General features: G+C 69.6%; 17 protein-coding genes. 8 read left to right on the forward strand and 9 right to left on the reverse strand.

All coding sequences use genetic code 11. The features are described 5' to 3' along the window. Positions 1-54: 54 nt before the first annotated feature. The gene (locus tag C6V83_RS09545) at positions 55-750 is read left to right on the forward strand and encodes an Rv2732c family membrane protein (RefSeq protein WP_234353667.1); all 696 of its coding nucleotides are present in this window, start codon (positions 55-57) and stop codon (positions 748-750) included. Here the strand turns inward: C6V83_RS09545 and C6V83_RS09550 are convergent. The 3 genes from C6V83_RS09550 to C6V83_RS09560 form a co-directional block, all read right to left on the reverse strand. Next, positions 747-1,751, reverse strand: a complete 1,005-nt coding sequence (locus C6V83_RS09550; protein WP_105943846.1) for an IS481 family transposase — start codon at positions 1,749-1,751, stop codon at positions 747-749. The two genes, C6V83_RS09545 and C6V83_RS09550, sit on opposite strands and share 4 nt — an antisense overlap. A gap of 149 nt (positions 1,752-1,900) precedes the next feature. After that, positions 1,901-2,470: a hypothetical protein gene (locus tag C6V83_RS18340; RefSeq protein ID WP_159067488.1), complete on the reverse strand. Its 570-nt coding sequence runs from the start codon at positions 2,468-2,470 to the stop codon at positions 1,901-1,903. A gap of 460 nt (positions 2,471-2,930) precedes the next feature. After that, the gene (locus C6V83_RS09560) at positions 2,931-4,280 is read right to left on the reverse strand and encodes a DUF349 domain-containing protein (RefSeq protein WP_105942211.1); all 1,350 of its coding nucleotides are present in this window, start codon (positions 4,278-4,280) and stop codon (positions 2,931-2,933) included. 182 nt (positions 4,281-4,462) lie between these two features. Between C6V83_RS09560 and C6V83_RS09565 the strand changes: the two genes are divergently transcribed. The 4 genes from C6V83_RS09565 to hflX all read left to right on the forward strand — a co-directional run bounded on the left by C6V83_RS09565 (position 4,463) and on the right by hflX (position 8,576). After that, positions 4,463-5,209, forward strand: a complete 747-nt coding sequence (locus tag C6V83_RS09565; protein WP_105942212.1) for a class III extradiol ring-cleavage dioxygenase family protein — start codon at positions 4,463-4,465, stop codon at positions 5,207-5,209. Then, entirely contained in the window at positions 5,209-6,120 is a 912-nt protein-coding gene (miaA, locus tag C6V83_RS09570) for a tRNA (adenosine(37)-N6)-dimethylallyltransferase MiaA (protein ID WP_105942213.1), read from the forward strand. Before C6V83_RS09565 ends, miaA begins: the two co-directional genes overlap by 1 nt. A 38-nt stretch (positions 6,121-6,158) precedes the next feature. After that, positions 6,159-7,049 carry a diaminopimelate epimerase gene (dapF, locus tag C6V83_RS09575; RefSeq protein WP_105942214.1) on the forward strand — a complete coding sequence of 297 codons (891 nt, stop codon included), beginning with the start codon at positions 6,159-6,161 and terminating at the stop codon, positions 7,047-7,049. A 108-nt stretch (positions 7,050-7,157) separates the two neighbouring features. Continuing rightward, complete coding sequence (gene hflX / locus C6V83_RS09580) at positions 7,158-8,576, forward strand: GTPase HflX (RefSeq protein WP_105942215.1); 1,419 nt, start codon at positions 7,158-7,160, stop codon at positions 8,574-8,576. A gap of 166 nt (positions 8,577-8,742) precedes the next feature. On the opposite strand, the gene C6V83_RS09585 is transcribed toward hflX, so the two are convergent. From C6V83_RS09585 to C6V83_RS09600, 4 genes are all read right to left on the reverse strand, one after another. Next, positions 8,743-9,003, reverse strand: coding sequence for an HPr family phosphocarrier protein (locus C6V83_RS09585; protein ID WP_105942216.1), 261 nt, complete (start codon positions 9,001-9,003; stop codon positions 8,743-8,745). Between the two features lie 78 nt (positions 9,004-9,081). Next, positions 9,082-11,130 carry a PTS fructose transporter subunit IIABC gene (locus C6V83_RS09590; protein WP_105942217.1) on the reverse strand — a complete coding sequence of 683 codons (2,049 nt, stop codon included), beginning with the start codon at positions 11,128-11,130 and terminating at the stop codon, positions 9,082-9,084. Positions 11,131-11,155: 25 nt separating this feature from the next. Beyond that, positions 11,156-12,103: a 1-phosphofructokinase family hexose kinase gene (locus tag C6V83_RS09595; protein WP_105942218.1), complete on the reverse strand. Its 948-nt coding sequence runs from the start codon at positions 12,101-12,103 to the stop codon at positions 11,156-11,158. Beyond that, on the reverse strand, positions 12,100-12,870 hold the full coding sequence (locus tag C6V83_RS09600; protein ID WP_105942219.1) for a DeoR/GlpR family DNA-binding transcription regulator: 771 nt from the start codon (positions 12,868-12,870) through the stop codon (positions 12,100-12,102). The genes C6V83_RS09595 and C6V83_RS09600 overlap by 4 nt, the downstream gene beginning before the upstream one ends. 118 nt (positions 12,871-12,988) lie before the next feature. On the opposite strand from C6V83_RS09600, the gene C6V83_RS09605 reads away from it, so the two are divergent. After that, on the forward strand, positions 12,989-14,695 hold the full coding sequence (locus C6V83_RS09605; protein WP_234353668.1) for a putative PEP-binding protein: 1,707 nt from the start codon (positions 12,989-12,991) through the stop codon (positions 14,693-14,695). Positions 14,696-14,710: 15 nt separating this feature from the next. Here C6V83_RS09605 and lexA read toward each other — a convergent pair whose 3' ends face one another. Further along, the gene (gene lexA, locus C6V83_RS09610; protein WP_105942221.1) at positions 14,711-15,409 is read right to left on the reverse strand and encodes a transcriptional repressor LexA; all 699 of its coding nucleotides are present in this window, start codon (positions 15,407-15,409) and stop codon (positions 14,711-14,713) included. Between the two features lie 164 nt (positions 15,410-15,573). Between lexA and C6V83_RS18720 the strand changes: the two genes are divergently transcribed. Together C6V83_RS18720 and nrdR are read left to right on the forward strand one after the other, a co-directional pair. Then, positions 15,574-16,248 carry a LysM peptidoglycan-binding domain-containing protein gene (locus C6V83_RS18720; protein WP_234353669.1) on the forward strand — a complete coding sequence of 225 codons (675 nt, stop codon included), beginning with the start codon at positions 15,574-15,576 and terminating at the stop codon, positions 16,246-16,248. A 55-nt stretch (positions 16,249-16,303) separates the two neighbouring features. Then, positions 16,304-16,762, forward strand: coding sequence for a transcriptional regulator NrdR (gene nrdR, locus C6V83_RS09620; RefSeq protein WP_105942222.1), 459 nt, complete (start codon positions 16,304-16,306; stop codon positions 16,760-16,762). A 13-nt stretch (positions 16,763-16,775) separates the two neighbouring features. Here nrdR and hrpA read toward each other — a convergent pair whose 3' ends face one another. Next, complete coding sequence (gene hrpA / locus C6V83_RS09625; RefSeq protein ID WP_105942223.1) at positions 16,776-20,447, reverse strand: ATP-dependent RNA helicase HrpA; 3,672 nt, start codon at positions 20,445-20,447, stop codon at positions 16,776-16,778. Positions 20,448-20,494 lie beyond the last annotated feature (47 nt).

Genomic DNA, 20,494 nt, shown 5'->3' on the forward strand with positions numbered 1-20,494 from the left:
GACGACGATCCCACTCGGGGTGACGATCCGGGACAGAAGAGGAGTGGACAGGCGATGAGCGAGTCGAACGGGCAGGCAGGCGCCTCGACCGCCGGACGGGACCGCGAGGCACTCAGCGCCTACGCGAAGGATCTGCGCCGGGCCGAGCGGAAGGTCGCCGGTGAGATCGATCCGGGCGCCCGTGCCGTGGTGGTCGCCGCCTGTGTGTTGGTGGCATTGCTGTCGCTGGTACTGCCGCACGCCGGCGATGCCAACGGTCTGGACGTGCTGAGCATGTCCGAGACCGCCCATGAGCAGCGCATCGCACTGCCGTCGCAGATCTTCTGCTGGCTGCTCGCGGTCTTCGGGATCGGATTCTCCATGCTGGCCCTGCTCACCCGGCGCTGGGTGCTCGCCTGGATCGCCCTGTGCGGATGCGCGGTGGCCTCGGTGGCCGGCATGCTCGCGATCTGGACGCGCAACACCGTCGGCGTCGGCGGTATCGAGCCGCCGAGCGGGCCGGGCGCCGGCCTGATCCTCGGCTGGGTGGTCGCGATCGTCCTGACTTTCCATTGGTCACGTGTGGTGTGGGCGCGCAGCTCGTACCAGATCGCGCTGGAGCGCGAGCGCCGTGAGCAGGCGGCCGTCGCCGAGGCCTTCTATCAGGCACTACGCGATAAGAACAAGGCCGGCCGGAGTAACCGGCCCACCGGCCGCGACGCCGAACGGTCGGCCACCGAGCCCGGGCCGGGCACTGCCGACGCCGGCTAGTTGTATTTCCCCGTGAGGTTGTGAACGCGGTCTGCGGGGACTTGGCCGCCGATGCCGGTGTGGGGTCGGTGGTGATTGTAGTGGTGGAGCCATGCGGTGTAGGCGGTTTCTCGTTCGGCTTCGCTGGCATAGGGTTTCGCGTAGGCCCATTCGGCGGCCAGGGTCCGGTTGAAGCGTTCGACTTTCCCGTTCGTCTGGGGCCGGTACGGCTTGGTCTTCTTATGCTTGATCCCGGTCTCGGCGAGGGCTTCGGCGAACATCGCCGAGCGGTAGCAGGAGCCGTTGTCGGTCATCACTGCGGTCACCTGCAATCCGTGTTCGGCGAAGAACGTGTTGGCGCGGCGCCAGAAGCCGGCCGCGGTCTCCTTGCGTTCGTCGTCGAGGATCTCCGAGTACGCCACCCGGGAGTGGTCGTCGACGGCGTGATGGAGGTAGCGGTAGCCACGCGAGCCCGGTGCTCCCGAACGGGCGGCCCGATCACGGACCGCACCGGCGGTACGGTCGGCGGCCGATCCGCGACCATGCACACGCCAGCCACCGCCGTCGGGGACTCGGCCCTGCTTTTTGATGTCGACGTGCACCAGTCGTCCGGGCCGGTCGACCTCATACCGTTTCGGTTGCGGTCGGCGTACCGGCAGGCCGGTGGCCTGGTCGATGTTGGCCAGCAGCGGCATCTGGTAGCGGTCGAGGACCCGGCCGACCGTTGAACGCGCAATACCCAGGTGATAGGCGATCCGATGCGGCCCCCACCGGCGGGTGCAGCGCAGTTTGATGATCCGGCGCTCGGTGCGGCGCGGCAGCCGGGCCGGTGAATGTGCAGGCCGGGAACTGCGGTCAGTCAGGGACTCGCCGGCACGGTAGCGGTCGGCCCACCGCTTCGCCGTGGCCGGTGAACACTGGAACCGCTCGGCGGCACGCCGCAAGGACCAACCTCGGTCCACGACCAGGGAAGCGAGGCGTCGACGCCCCTCGGGTGTCAAAGGTGCGTTAGCGTGAGTCACGAAGACCTCCGTGGCTAGATCGTGAGTGTGGTAACCCACATCCTGCCCGGAGGTCTTCGTCCTACCTCAGATGTTCACAACGTGTCGGGGAAGTACAGCTAGTGCACGATGACGCGACCCCAGAAGCGGCCGGGTACACGCGGACTCGGCTAGAAGGGTGGCGGGTCGTTGTCGGCGGTGTGTGCGCGTTGATGTCGTAGGCGGGCGCGTTCGGCGCGGCGCCAGGGGTGTTTGTGTGCGGTGGCGGTGTGGAGGCCGCCGCGGCTGGGGTCGTGGTGTGGGTTCGGGTCCGGTGGTGCTGGTGGGGGTGTGGTGGGCCTCTGGTGGAGGCAGCGGACGCCGGCTAGTTGGGGGAACATCCATTGTCCGGGTGCGGGGGTGTCGACGGTCAGGCCGTGTGGTGTGGTGATCGAGGTCCAGACGGTGCCGTGGTCGTCGATCCATTGGTCGTCGATCCATTGGTCGCTTGTCCTGAGCGGGTGGCGGAGCCTGCGACGACGCGCAGACGAGGGGTCGAGGAATCCCTCGGCCGGGTCCGGTGTTCCGGCGTGGGTTTTGATCTGGTGGTGCAGCACGCATGTGGGCCCGAGGTTGCACAGGCAGGTCGGTCCGCCGGTGGCCGGGCAGGCGTGGTCGTACTCGTCGACGTGGTCGAGTTCGCAGTTCCAGGCCGGGCGGTCGCAGCCGGGGACCGAGCAGGTCTGGAACAGGGCGCGCACGAGGACGTCGAGTGCGGTGGTGGGCCGGTAGGGGTCGGCGGGCTGGGCGGTGCGTTCGATCAGGATCGGTGTCTCGGGTGGTTCGTCGGGGGCGCCGAACTGGTCCAGGTCGAGGTCGCGGACGGTGGCGTCGGGGCGTTGGGCGAGGTCGCGGGCGTGTTCGGCGCTGAGGATGCCGTGGCCGTCGAGGTAGCCCGGCTCGTCGTCGTGGCCGTCGAGGGGCGACCATGCCGGCCGCGGTCAGGTCGACGCGGGCCCACGGCGTGCTGCGGTCGACGTGCACCATAGACTCTCACCCCGAAGCCTGTTCGAACTAGATGTGATCCACATTACTCCGTGGCCGAGGCTCGATCAAGTGTTCGAGTCTGCTTATCGCGGGCCTCCGTCACGGAACAGGGGCGATCCGTGGGGAGGCCGGGTTTCATCCACCTGGCCGAGGACCAGGAAGGCGCGACGTCTACTACTCGCCGATCGCGGACTGGGCGGCTTCGGCCCACTCGGTCCACTGGGCAGCTTGTTCGCGGAGTTTCGCGGCATCGCGGTCCTTGCCTGCCGCGGCGGCCTTGTCCGCCTGCTCAGACAGTTTGGCGGCACGCTCGGCGAACTGTGCGGCGCGTGCCTGAGCCTCCGGATCGGTGCGGGACCAGGCGGCCTCCTCGGCGTCCCGGATCCGCTTCTCCAAGGCCCGGGCGCGTCCCTCCAGCGCGTGCATCTGATCGCGCGGGACCTTGCCGATCTCCTCCCACCGGTCACGGAAGGCGTTGAATTCGCGACGGGCGGCATCGAGGCCGGCGACCGGATCGATCGCCTTCTCGGCGTCGTCGAGGAGGGCCCGTTTCGCGTCGGCGTTCTGGGCGAATTCGGCGTCCCGCTCGGAGTTGACGGCGTTGCGGGCGGCGAAGAACACGTCCTGGGCGGCCTTGAACCGCGACCAGAGGGCGTCGTCGGCGTCGCGTGGGGCGCGCCCGGCAGCCTTCCACTGCGCCAGCAGATCCCGGAAGGCGGCGGCGGTCGCCGCCCAGTCGGTGGACGACGAGAGCGCCTCGGCCTGGGCGATCAATTCTTCCTTGCGTGCCTTGACTCCGGCACGCTCGCGGTCGAGTTCGGCGAAGTGGGCGCCGCGACGGCGGTTGAAGGCGTCACGGGCCCGCGAGTAGCGCTTCCACAGGACGTCGTCGGTCTTGCGATCGATGCCCCTGATGGTCTTCCACTCGTCGAGAATCTCCCGGAGCCGGTCGCCGCCGGCCTTCCACTGGGTGGCCTCGGCGCCGATCTGTTCGGCTTCGGCGGCGAGTTCCTCCTTGCGGGCGATCGCAGCCGCGCGGGCGGCTTCTCGTTCGGCCTTGACCTCGCCGGTCTGCCGGTCCGCCCGGTCGACGATCTTCTGCAGCCGGTCACGCAGACCGTCGACGTCGCCCAGCACCTGCGCGTTCGGCAGTTCCTCGAGGAGATGTGCGGCCGCGGTCTGCGTCTTGCGCGGGTCTCCCGAGTGTGCGTCGAGCCGCTCCTCGAGGATCTCGACTTCGGTCGCCAGATCCGCGAAGCGCCGGGAGAAGTGCGCCAGGCCCTCCTCGCGGGTGCCCGCTTGCCAGGAGCCGATCTGCCGCTCGCCGTCGGCGGTCTTGAGCCACACGACGCCGTCGTCGTCGATCCGGCCGAACGCGTGCGGATCGCCGACCTCGACGTGATGTACCGCCACGGCGGGGCGCAGCCCCGGCTTGGGGCCCGGTCGCGGACCCGGTCGCGGCGTCGGCCGCGGCGCCGGTGTCGGGGCTGCGTTCGAGTTCGGCTCGGTCGGAGTGCTGCTCATGGGGGATCGCCCTTCATCGTCGCGCCGCGCGTCACGGCTGCCGGAACCCGGCTGGCTACGCCACGGTCACACCAGGACCCCGCTCGCCGGGTTCGTGAATTCCGCTGTTCATTCAAGCAGGTCACCGGCGACGGTGTGGCCGACGCGCGGACATTGCCGCGCCGCCGGGTAGCGTCGGGGCCGTGTTGGCAGAGATAGCGGTGATTCCGAGCGCGCCCCTGCTGGTCCCCGAGCTGGCCGGACCCGGTGCCGTCGACACCGAACCGGTGCGCGCCGCCGCGATCGCGGCCGGAACGTCACTGGCCGCGGCGGCGTCGCGGTGGATCGCGGTCGGGCTCGGCGGGTCCGGTCGTGGCCGGAACTGCGCCTCGACCGGCGACTTCGGCGGCTACGGCGTGCCGGTGCCGGTGTCTCTTCCGCACGAACAACGCGACACCGGCGACCGGTGCCGGCCGATGCCGCTGTCCATGCTGATCGCCGGCTGGCTGGGCGGTCGGACGTTGCCAGCTCCGCGGGAGATAGCGCCGGTGCTCGCGGATCCGGAGCGTGTGGCGGGACGGAACTACCTGTTCGGCGCGTCGACCGCCATGGGAGCGATGGGGTTTCCCGAGCCGCTGGGTCTGCTCGTGGTCGCCGACGGAGCCAACGCACTGAGCCCGTCCTCCCCGGGCGGCGGGGAACGTGCGTCGGCGTGGGCGGTACAGCACCGGATCGACGCGGCGCTGGCCGCTGCGGATTCGGCGAGTCTGGCCGGTCTGGATCCCGCCGCGTGCGAGCCGGAGGGTGTCCACACCCTGCCGGTGTGGCAGATGCTCGCCGGGGTGCTACACGAATGGCGGCCCGCTGAGGTCGAGATCCGCTACAGCGCTGCACCTTTCGGAGTCGGGTACACAGTCGCGACGATGCGCGCCGGGGGACGGGAGCGGTGATGACCGAGCGGCCCGCACCGGTCGCGGTGGTCGGTCCGACGGCGACCGGCAAGTCCGATCTGGCTCTGGACCTGGCCGAGCGGCTCGGCGGCGAGATCGTCAACATCGACGCGATGCAGCAGTACCGCGGCATGGACATCGGTACGGCGAAACTGCCCGTCGACGAGCGTCGCGGAATCCCGCATCACCAGCTCGACACGCTGGAGGTGACCGAGACCGCGACGGTCGCTGCGTACAAGGCGGCGGCGACCGCCGATGTCGAGGCGCTGCGCGCGTCCGGTAAGACACCCGTCATCGTCGGTGGGTCGATGATGTACATCCAGGGGCTGCTCGACGACTGGTCGTTCCCGGCGACGGACCCGGCGGTGCGGGCCCGGTACGAGGAGCAACTCGCCGCGGAGGGAGCGACCGCGCTGCATCGCCGTCTCGCCGAGGTGGATCCGGCAGCCGCTGCGGCCATCCTCGACTCCGACGGCCGCCGCATCGTCCGGGCACTGGAGGTGGTGGAGCTGACCGGCCGGCCGTTCGCCGCCTCGGCCCCGGCGATCGGAGAGCCGCGCTGGGGCACCCGGATCCTCGCCTTGGACCGGGAGCGCGCAGAGCTCGACGAACGCATCGCCGTGCGAACCGCGGCGATGTTCGCGGCCGGTTTCGCCGACGAGGTCGCGGCCCTCTGCGAGCGCGGGCTGCGCGAGGGCGCCACCGCCGCCAAAGCCATCGGCTACGCGCACGTGCTCGCGTCGTTCGACGGGGAGTACGACCTCGCGCAGGCGCAGGAGCTGACCTTCATCGGCACCCGCCGATACGTACGACGCCAACGCTCCTGGTTCCGCCGCGATCATCGGGCAGTCTGGCTCGATGCCGCCGCACCGGACCTGACCGGGCGGGCACTCGCCGCACTCGGCGCCTGACCGGCCGGTCGGGCTCGCCGCCCGGGTAGCCTGGGCGCGTGACCACCTCGCTGCGCTTCGCCAAGGGACACGGCACCCAGAACGACTTCGTGATCCTGCCCGACCCGGATGCCGGACTCGACCTGACCGTCGACCTGGTCGCCACCCTGTGCGACCGGCAGTCGGGGCTGGGCGCCGACGGTGTGCTGCGGGTGGCGCGCGCCGGCGCTCTGGTGCAGTCGGGCGTGCTCACCGCCCTGCCGGCCGGGGTGGCAGCGGTGGACTGGTTCATGGACTACCGCAACGGCGACGGATCGGTCGCCGAGATGTGCGGGAACGGGGTGCGTGTCTTCGCGCACTACTGCCGGGCGCAGGGACTGGTCGATGCCGACGAGTTCGTGGTCGGCTCCCGGGCGGGCGGGCGGCCCGTCGTCGTGCATTCGTGGGATGCGAGCTCCGCGGACGTGACCGTGGCGATGGGCCCGGTCCGGCTCACCGGCCCCAGCTCCGCGATGCTGGGCGGGCGGACGTTCGACGGCGACGCGGTCGACGTCGGCAATCCGCATCTGGTGTGTGTGGTCGACGGTCTGACGCCGGATGTGCTCGCCGCTCTGGACCTGACGTCGCCGGTGCTCGACGCCGCGGTGTTTCCGCACGGCGCGAACGTGGAGGTCCTGACACCGCTGGCGGCCGACGGCGCAGCAGTCGACTTCACCGCGCACATGCGTGTCGTCGAACGCGGCGTGGGGGAGACGCGCTCGTGCGGTACCGGGCTGGTGGCGGCTGCCGCTGCGGCGCTCCACGGCGTGGGCCGGGGATCCGGCACCGTCGGGATCACCGTGCCCGGCGGAGCAGTCACCGTGACCTTGGCCGACGGCCAGGCGCACCTGCGCGGGCCGTCCCGACTGGTGGCCCACGGCGAACTGGTCGACGGCTTTCTGCGGGGCTGAATCTGCTCAGGCGCGGTCGGGTTCCCGCCGACCCCGGTAGGCGTGGGTTTCCGCCCTGAGAAAACTCGGGTGCGCGGACGTGGGCCGATCGGCCATGATGGATGTCGTATGACTGAACTGCACACATTCTCTGATTCCGAGCCGAGTCCGACGACCGGTGAACTCCAGCTCGGCGACCGCGCTTCTCTGCAGCGGGTGGCCGGCCTGTCCACAGAACTCTCCGACGTCACCGAGGTCGAATACCGGCAGCTGCGCCTGGAGCGCGTGGTCCTGGTCGGAGTCTGGACCTCCGGTACCGCAGCCGAGGCGCGCGCCAGCATGGGCGAGCTCGCCGCGCTGGCCGAGACCGCGGGTTCGGAGGTACTCGAAGCGGTGATCCAGCGCCGCGGCAAACCCGACCCGGCGACCTACCTGGGCTCGGGCAAGGCACAGGAACTCCGTGAGATCGTCATCGCCACCGGTGCCGACACCGTGATCTGTGACGGTGAACTGACACCCGCCCAGCTGAATGCGCTGGAGAAGGTGGTCAAGGTCAAGGTGATCGACCGCACAGCGCTGATCCTGGACATCTTCGCCCAGCACGCCACCTCACGCGAAGGCAAGGCTCAGGTCTCGCTGGCGCAGATGGAGTACATGCTGCCGCGTCTGCGCGGCTGGGGCGAGTCGATGTCGCGGCAGGCGGGCGGACGTGCCGGCAGTAACGGCGGCGTCGGACTGCGCGGCCCGGGCGAGACCAAGATCGAGACCGATCGTCGTCGTATCCGCGAGCGGATGGCCAAGCTGCGCAAGGAAATCCGTGGCATGAAGACCGCGCGCACAGTGAAGCGCGCCGCGCGGCAACGGGGCGGCGTCCCGGCGCTGACCGTGGTCGGCTACACGAATGCGGGCAAGTCGAGCCTGGTGAACGCGATGACGGGGTCGGGTGTGCTGGTGCAGGACGCGTTGTTCGCGACCCTGGATCCGACGACCCGGCGGGCCACGCTCGCCGACGGCCACGAAGTGGTCTTCACCGACACCGTCGGCTTCGTCCGGCATCTGCCGACTCAGCTGGTCGAGGCGTTCCGGTCGACTCTGGAGGAGGCGGTCGACGCCGACCTGCTGATCCACGTCGTCGACGGTTCCGATGCGTTTCCCGGTAAGCAGATCTCCGCAGTACGTCAGGTGCTGAACGAGGTGTTCGCCGAGGAGGGCGCTGCTCCGCCGCCGGAGCTGCTGGTGATCAACAAAATCGATGCGGTGGATGCGACGCGGATGACCCAGTTGCGGGCGGAGTATCGGGACGCGGTGTTCGTCTCCGCGCATTCCGGGGAGGGCATCGACGAGTTGTTCCGCCGGATCACGGAGTTCGTGGAGGCCGGCGATGTCGAGGCGACCCTGCTGGTGCCGTTCGCACGGGGCGACGTGATTCCGCGGCTGCATCAGCACGCGCACGTGCTGAGCACCGAGCACGACGAATCCGGTTCCCGAGTGCGCGTCCGCATGCCCGCGCCGCTCGCTGCCGAGTTCGAAGAACTCATCACCGAGTAGTCAGTTCGAAGAACTCATCACCGAGTAGTCAGTTCGAAGAACTCATCACCGAGTAGTCAGTTCGAAGAACTCATCACCGAGTAGTCACTTCGACACGGGTTGTGAGCCGTGTCCGCAGATGCCGGCCGTCGACCGGGACGGTGACGCCCGGTCGACGGCCGAGGGTCTATTCGGCGTCCAGGTCCTGTGCGACGAGTGCGGCGATCTGATCGACGGCGCTCTGGTCGTCGCTTTCGACGACGACGACTGCGCCCTTCTCGGCGCCGAGGGTCATGATCATCAGCGCGCTTCCGGCGTCCACCGGGTCACCGCCGTCGAGAGCGAGGGTGACGTCGGCGTCCAAGGCCGCAGCGGCCTCGGAGATGATGGTCGCCGGGCGAGCGTGCAGGCCGACGGCGGAGCCGACGGTGACGGTGGTGCTGGGCATGGAGTTCCCTTTCGGTTGGGGTCGGTGATCCGGCGCGGCCGTGATGATGACGACCGGTGGGAGTCTGGTTCGAATGTATTACGCGGCGGCCGGTGCCGGGGCGGCCTCGGCCGGAGCCTTCTTGATCTGTTTGGCGGCGACGACGGTGATCGCGGAGACGACGGTGCCGACGGCCAGTGCGATCAGGAACTTCCACCAGGTGCCGTTCATGGCGAACATCACGAACACGCCGCCGTGCGGGGCCCGCAGCTGGACGTCGAGCGCCATGCAGAGGGCGCCGGTCACTGCGCCGCCGAGCATCATCGACGGGATCACGCGGAACGGGTCCGCCGCGGCGAACGGGATGGCGCCCTCGGAGATGAACGATGCGCCGAGAAGCCAGGCCGCCTTGCCGTTCTCGCGTTCGGGCTCGGTGAAGGCGGCCGGGCGCAGGACCGTCGAGGCCAGCGCCAGGGCGAGCGGCGGCACCATTCCGGCGGCCATCACCGCGGCCATGATCTGCCACTGCGCCACACCGGCTCCGACGACGCCCAGACTGGCCACGGCGAAGGCGTACGCCGCCTTGTTGACCGGGCCGCCCAGGTCGAAGCACATCATCAGGCCAAGCACGATGCCGAGGACGATCTTGGAGCCGTCGTTCATGCTGTTGAGGCCGTCGAACATCGCGGTGTTGAGGGCGCCGAGCGGGCGACCGAGGAACATGAACATGATGCCGCCGACGATCAGCGACGCACACAACGGGACGATCACCACCGGCATCAGCCCGGCCGCCCAGCGCGGGAGCTTGAGCTTGGTGAACCAGAGCGTGACGACGCCGGCGAACAGGCCGCCGATCAGACCACCGATGAATCCGGCGCTGACCGCGAGGGACACTGCGCCGGCGACGAAGCCGGGCGCGATGCCGGGGCGGTCGGCGATGGCGAAGGAGATGTACCCGGCGAGCACCGGGACCATGAAGCTCATCGCGAGACTGCCGATGGCGAAGAACACCGCGCCGAGGTACGTCATGAGTCCGCCCGGCGGCAGGTCCCACAGCGAGTTGTCGACGGCGTAAGCGGTGGCGTTCTCGTTGATCTCGTACCCGCCGAACAGGAAGCCGAGCGCCATCAGCAGACCGCCCGCGGCGACGAACGGGATCATGTAGCTGACGCCGGTGAGCAGAGACTGCTTCAAGCGGCCTCCGAGACCGATGGTCGCGCCCTCCTCTTCCGCGGCCGAGGGCCCGCCGTCGCCGGCCGGAACGCGGCGGGCGTTCGGATTGGTGGTGGCGGTCACGGCTTCGGCGATCATCGCGTCGGGTTCGTTGATGGCGCGCTTGACGCCGGATTCGACGACCGGCTTGCCGGCGAATCGTTCACGGCCTTTGACGCCGACGTCGGTCGCGAAGATCACCGCGCCGGCCCGGGCGATCGTGTCGGCGGAGAAGGGCGTCGTCCCGGAGGACCCTTGAGTCTCGGCCAGATACTCCACACCCGCCCGCTCGGCAGCCAGTTTGAGTGCGTCGGCGGCCATGTAGGTGTGCGCGATGCCCGTGGGACAGGCCGTGATGGCGAGGATCAGCGGGCGCTCGTCGGATGTCGAGTCAGCGGGCGCCGCTTCGGCCGGTGCGGACTTCGCCGGATCCGCCGCTGCGGCAGCGTCTGTCGCCGGGGGCTCCGCTGTCGGTTTCGGCTTCGGCGCAACGGCCTCGGCGACGAGTTCGACGATCGCATCGGCGTCCTGCGCCTCCCGGAGCGCGGCCACGAACTCGGGACGCACCAGCGCGCGGGCGAGGGCACTGAGCAGCTTCATGTGCTCGGTGCCCGCTCCACCCGGGGCCGCGATCAGGAAGACGACGTCGGCGGGGCCGTCCGGCCCGCCGAAATCGGCCTTCTCGGACAATCGTGCGAACGCCAGTGAAGCGGTGCTGACGGAGTCGACGCGGGCGTGGGGGATGGCGATGCCGCCGGGCAGCCCGGTGGGGGACTTGGCCTCCCGGGCCAGCGCGGCGTCGGCGAGTTCCCCGGGGTCGCCGCAGCGGTCGCCGTCACCGAGTGTCTGGGCGAGGCGGCGGATCACCGCCTCGGCGTCGTCGCCCGCGTCGACGTCGAGCAGGACCAGCTCGGGCGTGATGATCGGTTCGGACATGGGACTTCCTTCGCTCGTTCCGGGATCAGGTGAGTTGCCGGTGCACGGCGCCGGCGAGGTCGAGGTGCTCGGGCAGGGGCGGGGTGGTGCCGGGCAGGGCCGCGGCCGCCGAGCCGTAGGCGACGGCGTGTGCGAGGGCCGCGCCGCCGGCGGCGCCGCGGTGCAGCGCGATCAGGTAGCCGGCGAGTGCAGAGTCTCCGGCACCGACCGTGCTGCGGACCCGAACAGGAGGGGTCTGAGCGAACCAGGTGTTCGGTCCGTCGGTCAGCAGCGCGCCGGCCGCGCCGAGGGTGGTGAGGACGGTGCCGCGGGTACGGGCGGCCAGCTCGCGGGCGGCGTCGGCCGCGGGTTCCAGGTCGCCGTTCTCGGCGGCCTCCTCGAGCAGGCGCCCGTCGCCGCCGGTGAGCTCGGCGAGCTCGAACGCGTTGGGCTTGAGCAGGTCGGGCCGGAATCCGGCGACCGCGAGGAGTGGGGCGCCCGAGGTGTCCACGGCGACCCGGCGTCCGGTGTGGTGCAGACGCTCGATCACCGAGCCGTACCACTGCGCGGGCACGCCGGGAGGGAGTGAGCCGCACAGGGCCACCCAGTCGGCGCCGGCCGCGGATTCGGCGATCAGGTCGGTGAATTGCGCCAGTTGTCCTTCGGTGAGCCGCGTGCCGGGCTCGTTGAGTTTGGTGGTGGTGCCGTCCGGTTCGGCGATGGTCAGGTTGGTCCGGACCTCTCCGTCGACGGCGACTGTCCGGTACGGCTGGGCGGTGTCGTCGAGCAGGCTCAGCAGCGGGTCGGTGTCCCGGGCCGGCAGCAGGGCGACGGACTCGAGACCGGCACCGGTCACGGCACGCGCGACGTTGATGCCCTTGCCGCCGGGCTGGCTGCGCACCTTCGCCGCGCGCAGCACTTCACCGCGCTCGAGTCGCCCGGCCAGCTCGATGGTCCGATCCACACTGGGATTGGCCGTCACGGTCACGATCATGCGATCACCACTTCGATGTCGAGGTCGGAGAGTACGGTTTGGAAGGCGTCGTCGAGTCCGCGGTCGGTGACGATCACGTCGACGTCGTCGAGGCCGCCGAAGCTGACCAGATCCTCCCGGTTGAACTTGGAGGAGTCCGCGAGGACGACGACTCGATTGGCGGCGCCGATCATCGCCTGCTTGGCGGCCGCCTCGTCCGGATCCGGGGTGGAGAGGCCGTGTGCGACGGACAGGCCGTTGGTGCCGATGAAGGCCACCGAGACACGCAGGCGTCCGAACGCGGCGACGGTGTCGGCGCCGACTGCCGCCCCGGTCTTACCCCGGATCCGACCGCCGATCAGGGCGACTTCGCACTTCGGGAGGGTGGCGAGGTATGCGGCCAGCGGCACGGCGTTCGTCACGGTGACGAGTTCGCGGTCGGCAGGCAGTGCGAGGGCGGCGCGCAGGGTCGTCGTTCCCGCGTCGAACAGGACCGATCCTCCGCTGGGCGGGACGAACGCCTGAGCGGCTGCGCCGATCGCGGTCTTCTCCTGCAGCCGGGATTGTTCGCGCTGGGCCAGATCGGGTTCGTCCACGACGGCGGCCACGTCGGGCCGGACAGCTCCGCCGTGCACGCGGTGCACGACTCCCTGTCGGGCCAGCACAGAAAGATCGCGACGGACGGTCTCGCCCGTCACCTCGAAGCGGACGGCCAGATCGGCGACGCCGACGCGGCCGCGGGCCCGGACCTCGTTGGCAATGGCCTGTTGGCGTTCTTCCGCGTACATGTCACCGTCCTGACTAGAGTCCACCTCAACGTGCCGTCACGTGCGAGTGAGTTTGGGTATGTCTGTGTTTACCTTTGTATGTGTTGACACGTCAAGAGCTATGAGTAATCTGGGTCACATGAATGAGGTGGTAGCGATGGAATCGGCCGGAAACTACGGAGCGAGCGTTGCGGTGCACGGGACTCCGGTCGTGAACGGGCTCGCCTACGGTCCGGTGATCCGGCCGGCGCCGTCACCGGAGTTCGACATCGACGCCGGGGCAGTCGTGGCCGAGGCCGACCGGGAGGCGGAGGCCAAGCGGTTTGCCGCCGCGGCGACGACGGTCGCCGATAGGTTCACCGCACGCGCGTCGTCGAGTACCGGCAGTTCCGCGGAGGTGCTCGCGGCCACCGCCTCGCTCGCGAAGGACCGCGCCTGGATCGGCACGGCGAACACGCTGATCGCTGACGGCACGCCGGCTGCGGCCGCTACTGTCGCCGCCATCGACAAGATCGCCGAGATGTTCACCAAGCTCGGCGGGTTGATGGCCGAGCGAGTCACCGACCTGAAAGACATCCGCGACCGCGTCGTCGCCGAGATTCTCGGCCTCCCCGAACCGGGGATCCCGAACCCCGACGAGCCGTCGATCCTGTGTGCCGACGACTTGGCGCCGGCCGACACCGCCGGACTGGATCCCGCTCGCGTGATCGCACTGGCCACCCGGCTCGGCGGACCGTCCAGTCATACGGCGATCATCGCGCGTCAACTCGGTATCCCGTGTGTCGTGGCGATCGCCGAACTCGACCGGATTCCGACCGGGGGCACGGCTTTCGTCGACGGTGAGCGTGGCGTCGTCGGTCTCGACCCGGACGTCGAGGAGGTCGCCGCAGCGGTGGCGAAGGCGCGAGAGGCGGCCGCGGCCGCCTCGGCGTGGAAGGGGCCGGGGCAGACGTCCGACGGTCACCGCGTGCTGATCCTCGCCAACGTCGCCGACGGACCCTCCGCCCGGGCCGCCGCCGAACCGGGGGTCTTGGAGGGTGTGGGCCTGTTCCGAACCGAGCTCGCGTTTCTCGATCGCGGGGACGAGCCGAGCGTCGACGAACAGACTGCTCTCTACCGAGCGGTGATCGACGCGTTCGACGGTGACAAAGTGGTGATCCGGACGCTCGACGCCGGGTCGGACAAGCCGCTTAAGTTCGTGAACCATCCGGATGAGGCCAATCCGGCGATGGGGGTGCGCGGCAACCGCATCGCCACGCCGCACCCGGAGATCCGCATCCATCAGCTCGACGCGATCGCCGCGGCCGCAGCGGCTGCGACGGCTGCACCCTGGGTGATGGCGCCGATGATCGCCACCGTCGCCGAAGCCCGCGAGTTCGCAGCACTGGTCCGCGAGCGAGGGCTGGTCCCGGGAGTCATGGTGGAGGTCCCCTCGGCGGCGGTGCAGGCCGATCAGATCCTGGCCGAGGTCGACTTCGTGTCGGTCGGCACCAACGATCTGACGCAGTACACGATGGCCGCAGACAGGATGTCGCCGGAGCTGGCCGCGCTCACCGATCCCTGGCAGCCGGCTGTGCTGGCCCTCATCGAGCGCGTCGGAGCAGCGGGGACAGCGCAAGACAAGCCAGTGGGCGTCTGCGGTGAAGCGGCGGCCGATCCGCTGCTGGCGTGCGTTCTGGTCGGCCTGGGGGTCACATCGCTCTCTTCGGCTCCGGCGGCGGCGCCCGCCGTCGGACTCAAGCTCGGATCGGTGACGCTCGATCAGTGTCGGGCCGCGGCGAGGGCGGCGGTCGCCGCCGACAGCGCCGCGGGGGCGCGCGACGCCGCTCGCGCCGTCCTCGGTTGACGGTTCCGAACTCGCTCAGACGCGGCGCAGTACGCTCACGACCTTGCCGAGGACCGCGGCGTCGTCGCCGGGGATGGGCTCGAAGTGTTCGTTGTGCGGCATCAGCCAGACGTGACCGTCGACCCGCTTGAAGGTCTTGACCGTGGCCTCGCCGTCGATCATGGCGGCGACGATGTCGCCGTTCTCGGCGACGTTCTGCTGGCGGACCACCACCCAGTCGCCGTCGCAGATGGCTGCGTCGATCATCGACTCGCCGACCACTCGCAGCAGGAAGAGCGAGCCCTCGCCGACCAGTTCCCGGGGCAGCGGGAAGACGTCTTCGACCGCCTCTTCGGCCAGGATCGGACCGCCGGCGGCGATCCGGCCGAGCACGGGGACATAGGCGGCCGAGGGGCGATCGGGCTCGGCCGTGGCATCGGCGCCCGGAGGCGGGGTGCGCTGATCGTCGCGCACGTTCACCGCACGGGGCCGGTGCGGGTCACGCTTGAGCAGCCCCCGCCGCTCGAGGGTGCGCAGCTGGTGCGCCACGGACGAGGTTGAGGTGAGGCCGACGGCCTCACCGATCTCCCGAATGCTCGGCGGGTAGCCGCGTTCCCGCACGGACGAACGGATGTACTCGAGGACTTCGCGCTGCCGCTGGGTCAGCGAGGCCTCCAGGGTCGCGGTCGACAGGTGTGGGTCGACCTTCGACAGGCTCTTGGGTCCGTCGGTCATCGCCGGTCCTTTCCTCGTGCTTGATTCTCGTACGGTCGGTTCACAATTTAGTCGAGTAGGTCACAGAACTCAAACATTTGTTCGACGTGTCGCGACTTTTGTCGGACCCGTGGTGTTAACTGTCGAACAAGAGTTCTTCGAACACACGAACGATGGGAGTTTCGATGACCGAGTCGCTGAAGACCCGCGCGGACCGCACCGGCCAGGAGCGCGCAGCGCACTGCGACGCGAGCCCGATGACCTGCGATGTTCCGGTGGTGCTGAGCCGTTCCACCGAGTCCTGGGGCACTGAATCCGCGGGCTGCCTGACCACCGGTCGCAGTCCCCAGACGCACCGGCGCGCCGTGCGGCTGAGCGCGAACACTCCGATTCGGACGAGCGGTACAGGACACCCGGGCGGTGCCCACGACGTTTCCGGCAGCCGTTCGAACACCGGCCGTTCGACCACCGGGAGTCCGAAGAGCGGTCGTTCGAACAGCCGCCGCTCGGAGCGGTCGCGCCGCGCGCGTCACCGCGGCCTCGTCGAGCACAGCGCGGTCGCCCCGGCGATCGCGCGTCGCCGGCGCTGGGCCGCCGGCTTGCTTCTGGGGGTCGGCTGTGCGGTCGTCGTGGCAGTGCTCGGCGTGGTCGGCGAGGACTACTCGGACGCGGCGACCGGTGCACCCGCTGCGACCGAGGTGGTGCACGTGCGCAGCGGCGAGTCGCTGGCGGCACTTGCTGCGCGCATCGCCCCCGAGGAGCCGACCGCAGCGGTGATCGCCACCGTGCGCGAGCTGAACGATCTTCAGACCGCCGGGCTGCGCCCCGGGCAGGCTCTGCTGGTGCCTGCCTACCGCTAAGGGTGAGACGGTGAGCGGCCGAGTACTGCGGTGGACGGGCAGGTACCCTGAGTGCATGCGATGCCCGTTCTGCAAGAACGACGACACCCGAGTGGTTGATTCGCGCGCGTCGGACGACGGTATGGCGATCCGCAGGCGACGGTCCTGCAGCGAATGCGGGCGCCGTTTCACGACCGTCGAGTCGGCGGTACTCGCCGTGGTCAAACGCAACGGGGTCACCGAACCCTTCTCTCGTGAGAAGGTGATGAAGGGCGTGCGCCGGGCGTGCCAGGGTCGGCATGTCGACGAAGACAAGCTCGCCAAGCTCGCTGAGGCCGTCGAGGACACCGTGCGCTCCTCGGGTTCGGCGGAGGTCCCGAGCAACGAGGTGGGCCTGGCCATCCTGGGGCCGTTGCGTGAACTCGACGAGGTCGCGTATCTGCGTTTCGCATCGGTGTACCGGTCGTTCGAGTCGGCCGAAGACTTCCAGCGCGAGATCGACGAGCTGCGCAAGGACCGTGACCCCGTCGCCTGAATCGTGGAGAGCGTCAGGTGAACGCGTCGAGCGCCTTCACCACGCGTTTCTCGGAGATCGGTCCAGCGGTGCCGAGCTGCTGAGCGAACAAGCTGACTCGTAGTTCCTCGATCATCCAGTGCGCCATCTCGTTGAGGGCATCGTGACGGACCTCCGGCAGCTGGGCGAGCCGCTGATTCCAATGGGCGATGACGCGATCGACGGTGTCGAGTCCCGCATTGTCGCGGGCCGCCGATCCCGGTAGGGCCGCCAACCGCGCGCGTGCAGCAGCGAGATAGCGGGCCAATCGCCGTAGATGGACGAGTGGCGTGTCGGCGACGAAGCCGTCGAACACCAGGTGGGCCAGTTGATCGGCGACATCGTCGGCGGCGGCGGACCCGCTGTGCCGGTCGATCTCGTGGCGGAGACCCGCCGTCTCGGCGAGCGCCGACACGGCGTGCTGAAAATACTCCGGAGCCGCGGCGCGGATCTGCGGGGAGAGTCGCTCGGCCAGGGCGGAGAACTCGGTCGGGCGCCGAAGTGCGGCGAGGTCCTTCTCGCCCGCGAGCGCGTCGGCGATCGCCCGCCGGGTGCAATCGGCGAAGAGTCTCTGCGGATCGGCGTACGGGCTCTGGCTCAGCGCCAGGCGGTCGGCGGGCGGCAGTCCGCTCGCGACCTTCTTGGTCAGTGGCGGGATGGCGGTCTCCAGCAGGGCCTGCACACCCGAGCGGATGCCGGCATCGCGTGCCGAGGGCGAGGTGACCTCGACGACCCGGACCCCGGCTCCGGCGCGCTGAAGCGTGGGGTAGGTGACCACGGGCTGTCCTGCGACGACCGCGTCGTGCTGATCCGCGAGAGTGCCGATGCCGTCCCCGGTCCAGCGGGTGTGCACCGGCGCCTGGCTCGGCGGACGACGCTCGTCCGAGCCGAGGCGGCGCAGCTCTTCCAGGCTGTCGCTGCGCGCGACGATGTGACCGTCGGGGTCGCTGACCGCGAAATGCACGCGCAGGTGCGGCGGCAGCGAATCTGTGCGGAAGTCTCGGGGCGACAGGCTGATTCCGGTGATGACGCCGAGTTCCCGGGCCAGCGCGGGCAGCAGCGGTTCCGAACGCGGCGAGATCCGTGAGAGTGCCAGATCGGCGTACTGCTGCGCGGGCGACATCGACTTGCGCAGTCCTTTGGGAAGCGACTTGACCAGGGCGGTGGCCAGCTCGCTCCGCAGTCCCGGTACGAGCCAGTCGAAGCCGCCCGCATGCACGTGGTCGAGCAGTGGGCGGGGGACGACCACCGTGACCCCGTCGTCCGGGGCTCCGGGAGAGAAGTGATAGCGGAGCTCGAGGCGGGTCTGGCCTTGCTGCCAGGCCGGCGGGAAGTCGGCTGCGGCCGGTGTCCGGGTGTCGGGGCTCTGCGCCGCGTCGAGGTGCAGAAGCGTCGGATTCCTGCGACCCTCCTTCTTCCACCAGGAGTCGAAGTGGCGGGTCGACACCACGTTCTGCGGGATCCGGGCGTCGTAGAACTCGTACACGTCGTCGTCGCTGAGCCGCAGGGTCCGCCGGGTCCGGTGCTCCAGTTCCTCGGCCTCGGCCAGCAGCGCACGATTGTGCTTCCAGAAGTCGTGCCGGGTGCGCCAGCGTCCTTCGACCAGTGCGGACTGGATGAAGATGGCCCGCGACTCGACGGGATCGACCTTGCCGTAGTTGACACGGCGTGCGGCGACCAACGGCACCCCGTACAGACTGACCTTCTCGTTCGCCATCACCGCTCCGCGGCGCGACGACCACGCGGGCTCGCTGTACGTGCGCGTGACCAGGTGCGGGGCGATCTGCTCGACCCACTCGGGGTCGACGGCTGCGACGTTGTGCGCGAAAAGTCGCGACGTCTCGATCAGTTCGGCCGCCATCACGAAGGCAGGCGGCTTGGCGGCGAGCTGCGATCCGGGAAAGATCGAGAACTTGGTGCCCCGGGTGCCGAGGTACTCGCGGGTCTCGCCCTGCTTGGCGCCGATGTTGGTGAGGAGGCCGGTGAGCAGGCTGCGGTGGATCGCAGCGGAGTCCGGCTCGGTCTCGGGGACCTCCCACCCGAGGTCGCGTACCGTGCGACGCAACTGCCGGTGGAGGTCGAACCATTCCCGGATACGCACGTAATGGAGGAATCCGCGCTCGCACTGACGCCGGAACTGGTTGCCGGAGAGGGCCTCTCGCTGCTCTTGCAGGTGCTCCCAGAGTTTCAGCCGGCTGAGGAACTCCGAACCCGGAACCGCGTACTCGCGGTGCGCCGCGTCGGCGGCCTCGCGCCGGTCGGAGGGGAACTCGCGGACATCGGGGAGGGACAAGGCAGCGGCGATCACAAGCACGTGATCGAGACAGCCGTCGGTGTGTCCGGCGACGAGCATGCGCGCCAGCCGCGGATCGATGGGCAGCTTCGCCAGATCGCGGCCGACGCCGGTGAGGCGCGCGTCGGCCGAGTCGAGGTCGGTCACCGCCCCGAGTTCGGCGAGCAGCGACATGCCGTCGGAGATCGCCCGGCGCTCGGGCGGCTGGACGAACGGGAACTCGGCGACGTCGCCGAGACGGAGGGACAGCATCGAGAGGATCACTGCGGCGAGATTGGTCCGCAGGATCTCCGGGTCGGTGTACTCAGGGCGGGCGTCGAAATCGTCCTCGGAGTACAGCCGGATGCAGATACCCGGCGCGACGCGACCGCAGCGACCGGCACGTTGGCGGGCGCTGGCCTGTGAGACCTTCTCGATCGGCAGCCGGGTGACCTTGGTGCGCGTGGAGTAGCGCGAGATGCGTGCGGTGCCGGTGTCGACCACATACCGGATGCCGGGCACCGTCAGCGAGGTCTCGGCGACGTTGGTCGACAACACGATCCGCCGGCCGTTCGACGGTGTGAAGATCTTCTGCTGTTCGGCGGCCGACAGTCGGGCGAACAGCGGGACGATCTCGGCCTCGCTGCGCCGCTTGAGCGCGTCGGCGGTGTCTCGGATGTCGCGCTCGGTGGGGAGGAAGACCAGGATGTCGCCGCGGTCGTGGTGCCAGAGCTCGGTGACCGCCGCATCGATCGCCGCGATCTGATCGAGATCGGCGCGGTCGGGGTCGTCGGACTCCAGCGGCCGATAGCGGATCTCGACCGGGTAGGTGCGCCCGGAAACCTCCAGAATCGGCACATCCTCGTCCGGGCCGGCGAAATGCCGGGCGAAGCGATCCGGTTCGATCGTCGCCGAGGTGATGATCACCTTCAGGTCGGGTCGGTCGGGCAGCAGCCGCTTGAGATAGCCGAGCAGGAAGTCGATGTTGAGGCTGCGTTCGTGCGCCTCGTCGATGATGATCGTGTCGTAGCGGCGGAGCTTCGGGTCGGACGTGATCTCGCGCAGCAGGATGCCGTCGGTCATCACCTTGATCGCGGTGCTGTCGCCGGTCTTGTCCGAGAACCGGACGCTGTAGCCGACGAGCCCGCCGAGTTCGGTCTGCGTCTCGTCTGCGATGCGGCGCGCGACGGAGGTGGCGGCTATCCGGCGCGGCTGCGTATGGGCGATCGATTCGCGGCCGAGAGCGAGGCAGATCTTCGGCAACTGGGTCGTCTTGCCCGAGCCCGTCTCGCCGGCGACCACCACCACCTGGTGCTGCTCGACAGCCTGCGCGATCTGGTCCCGGCAGGCGCTGACCGGAAGCTCCGGAGGGAAGGTGAGGAGGAGTGCGGGCATGATCCTGTCATCCTATCGGCGTACCGAACATGATCCCGGCCACACCA

The sequence above is a fragment of the Gordonia iterans genome, assembly GCF_002993285.1.
GTDB classification, from domain to species: Bacteria; Actinomycetota; Actinomycetes; order Mycobacteriales; family Mycobacteriaceae; genus Gordonia; species Gordonia iterans.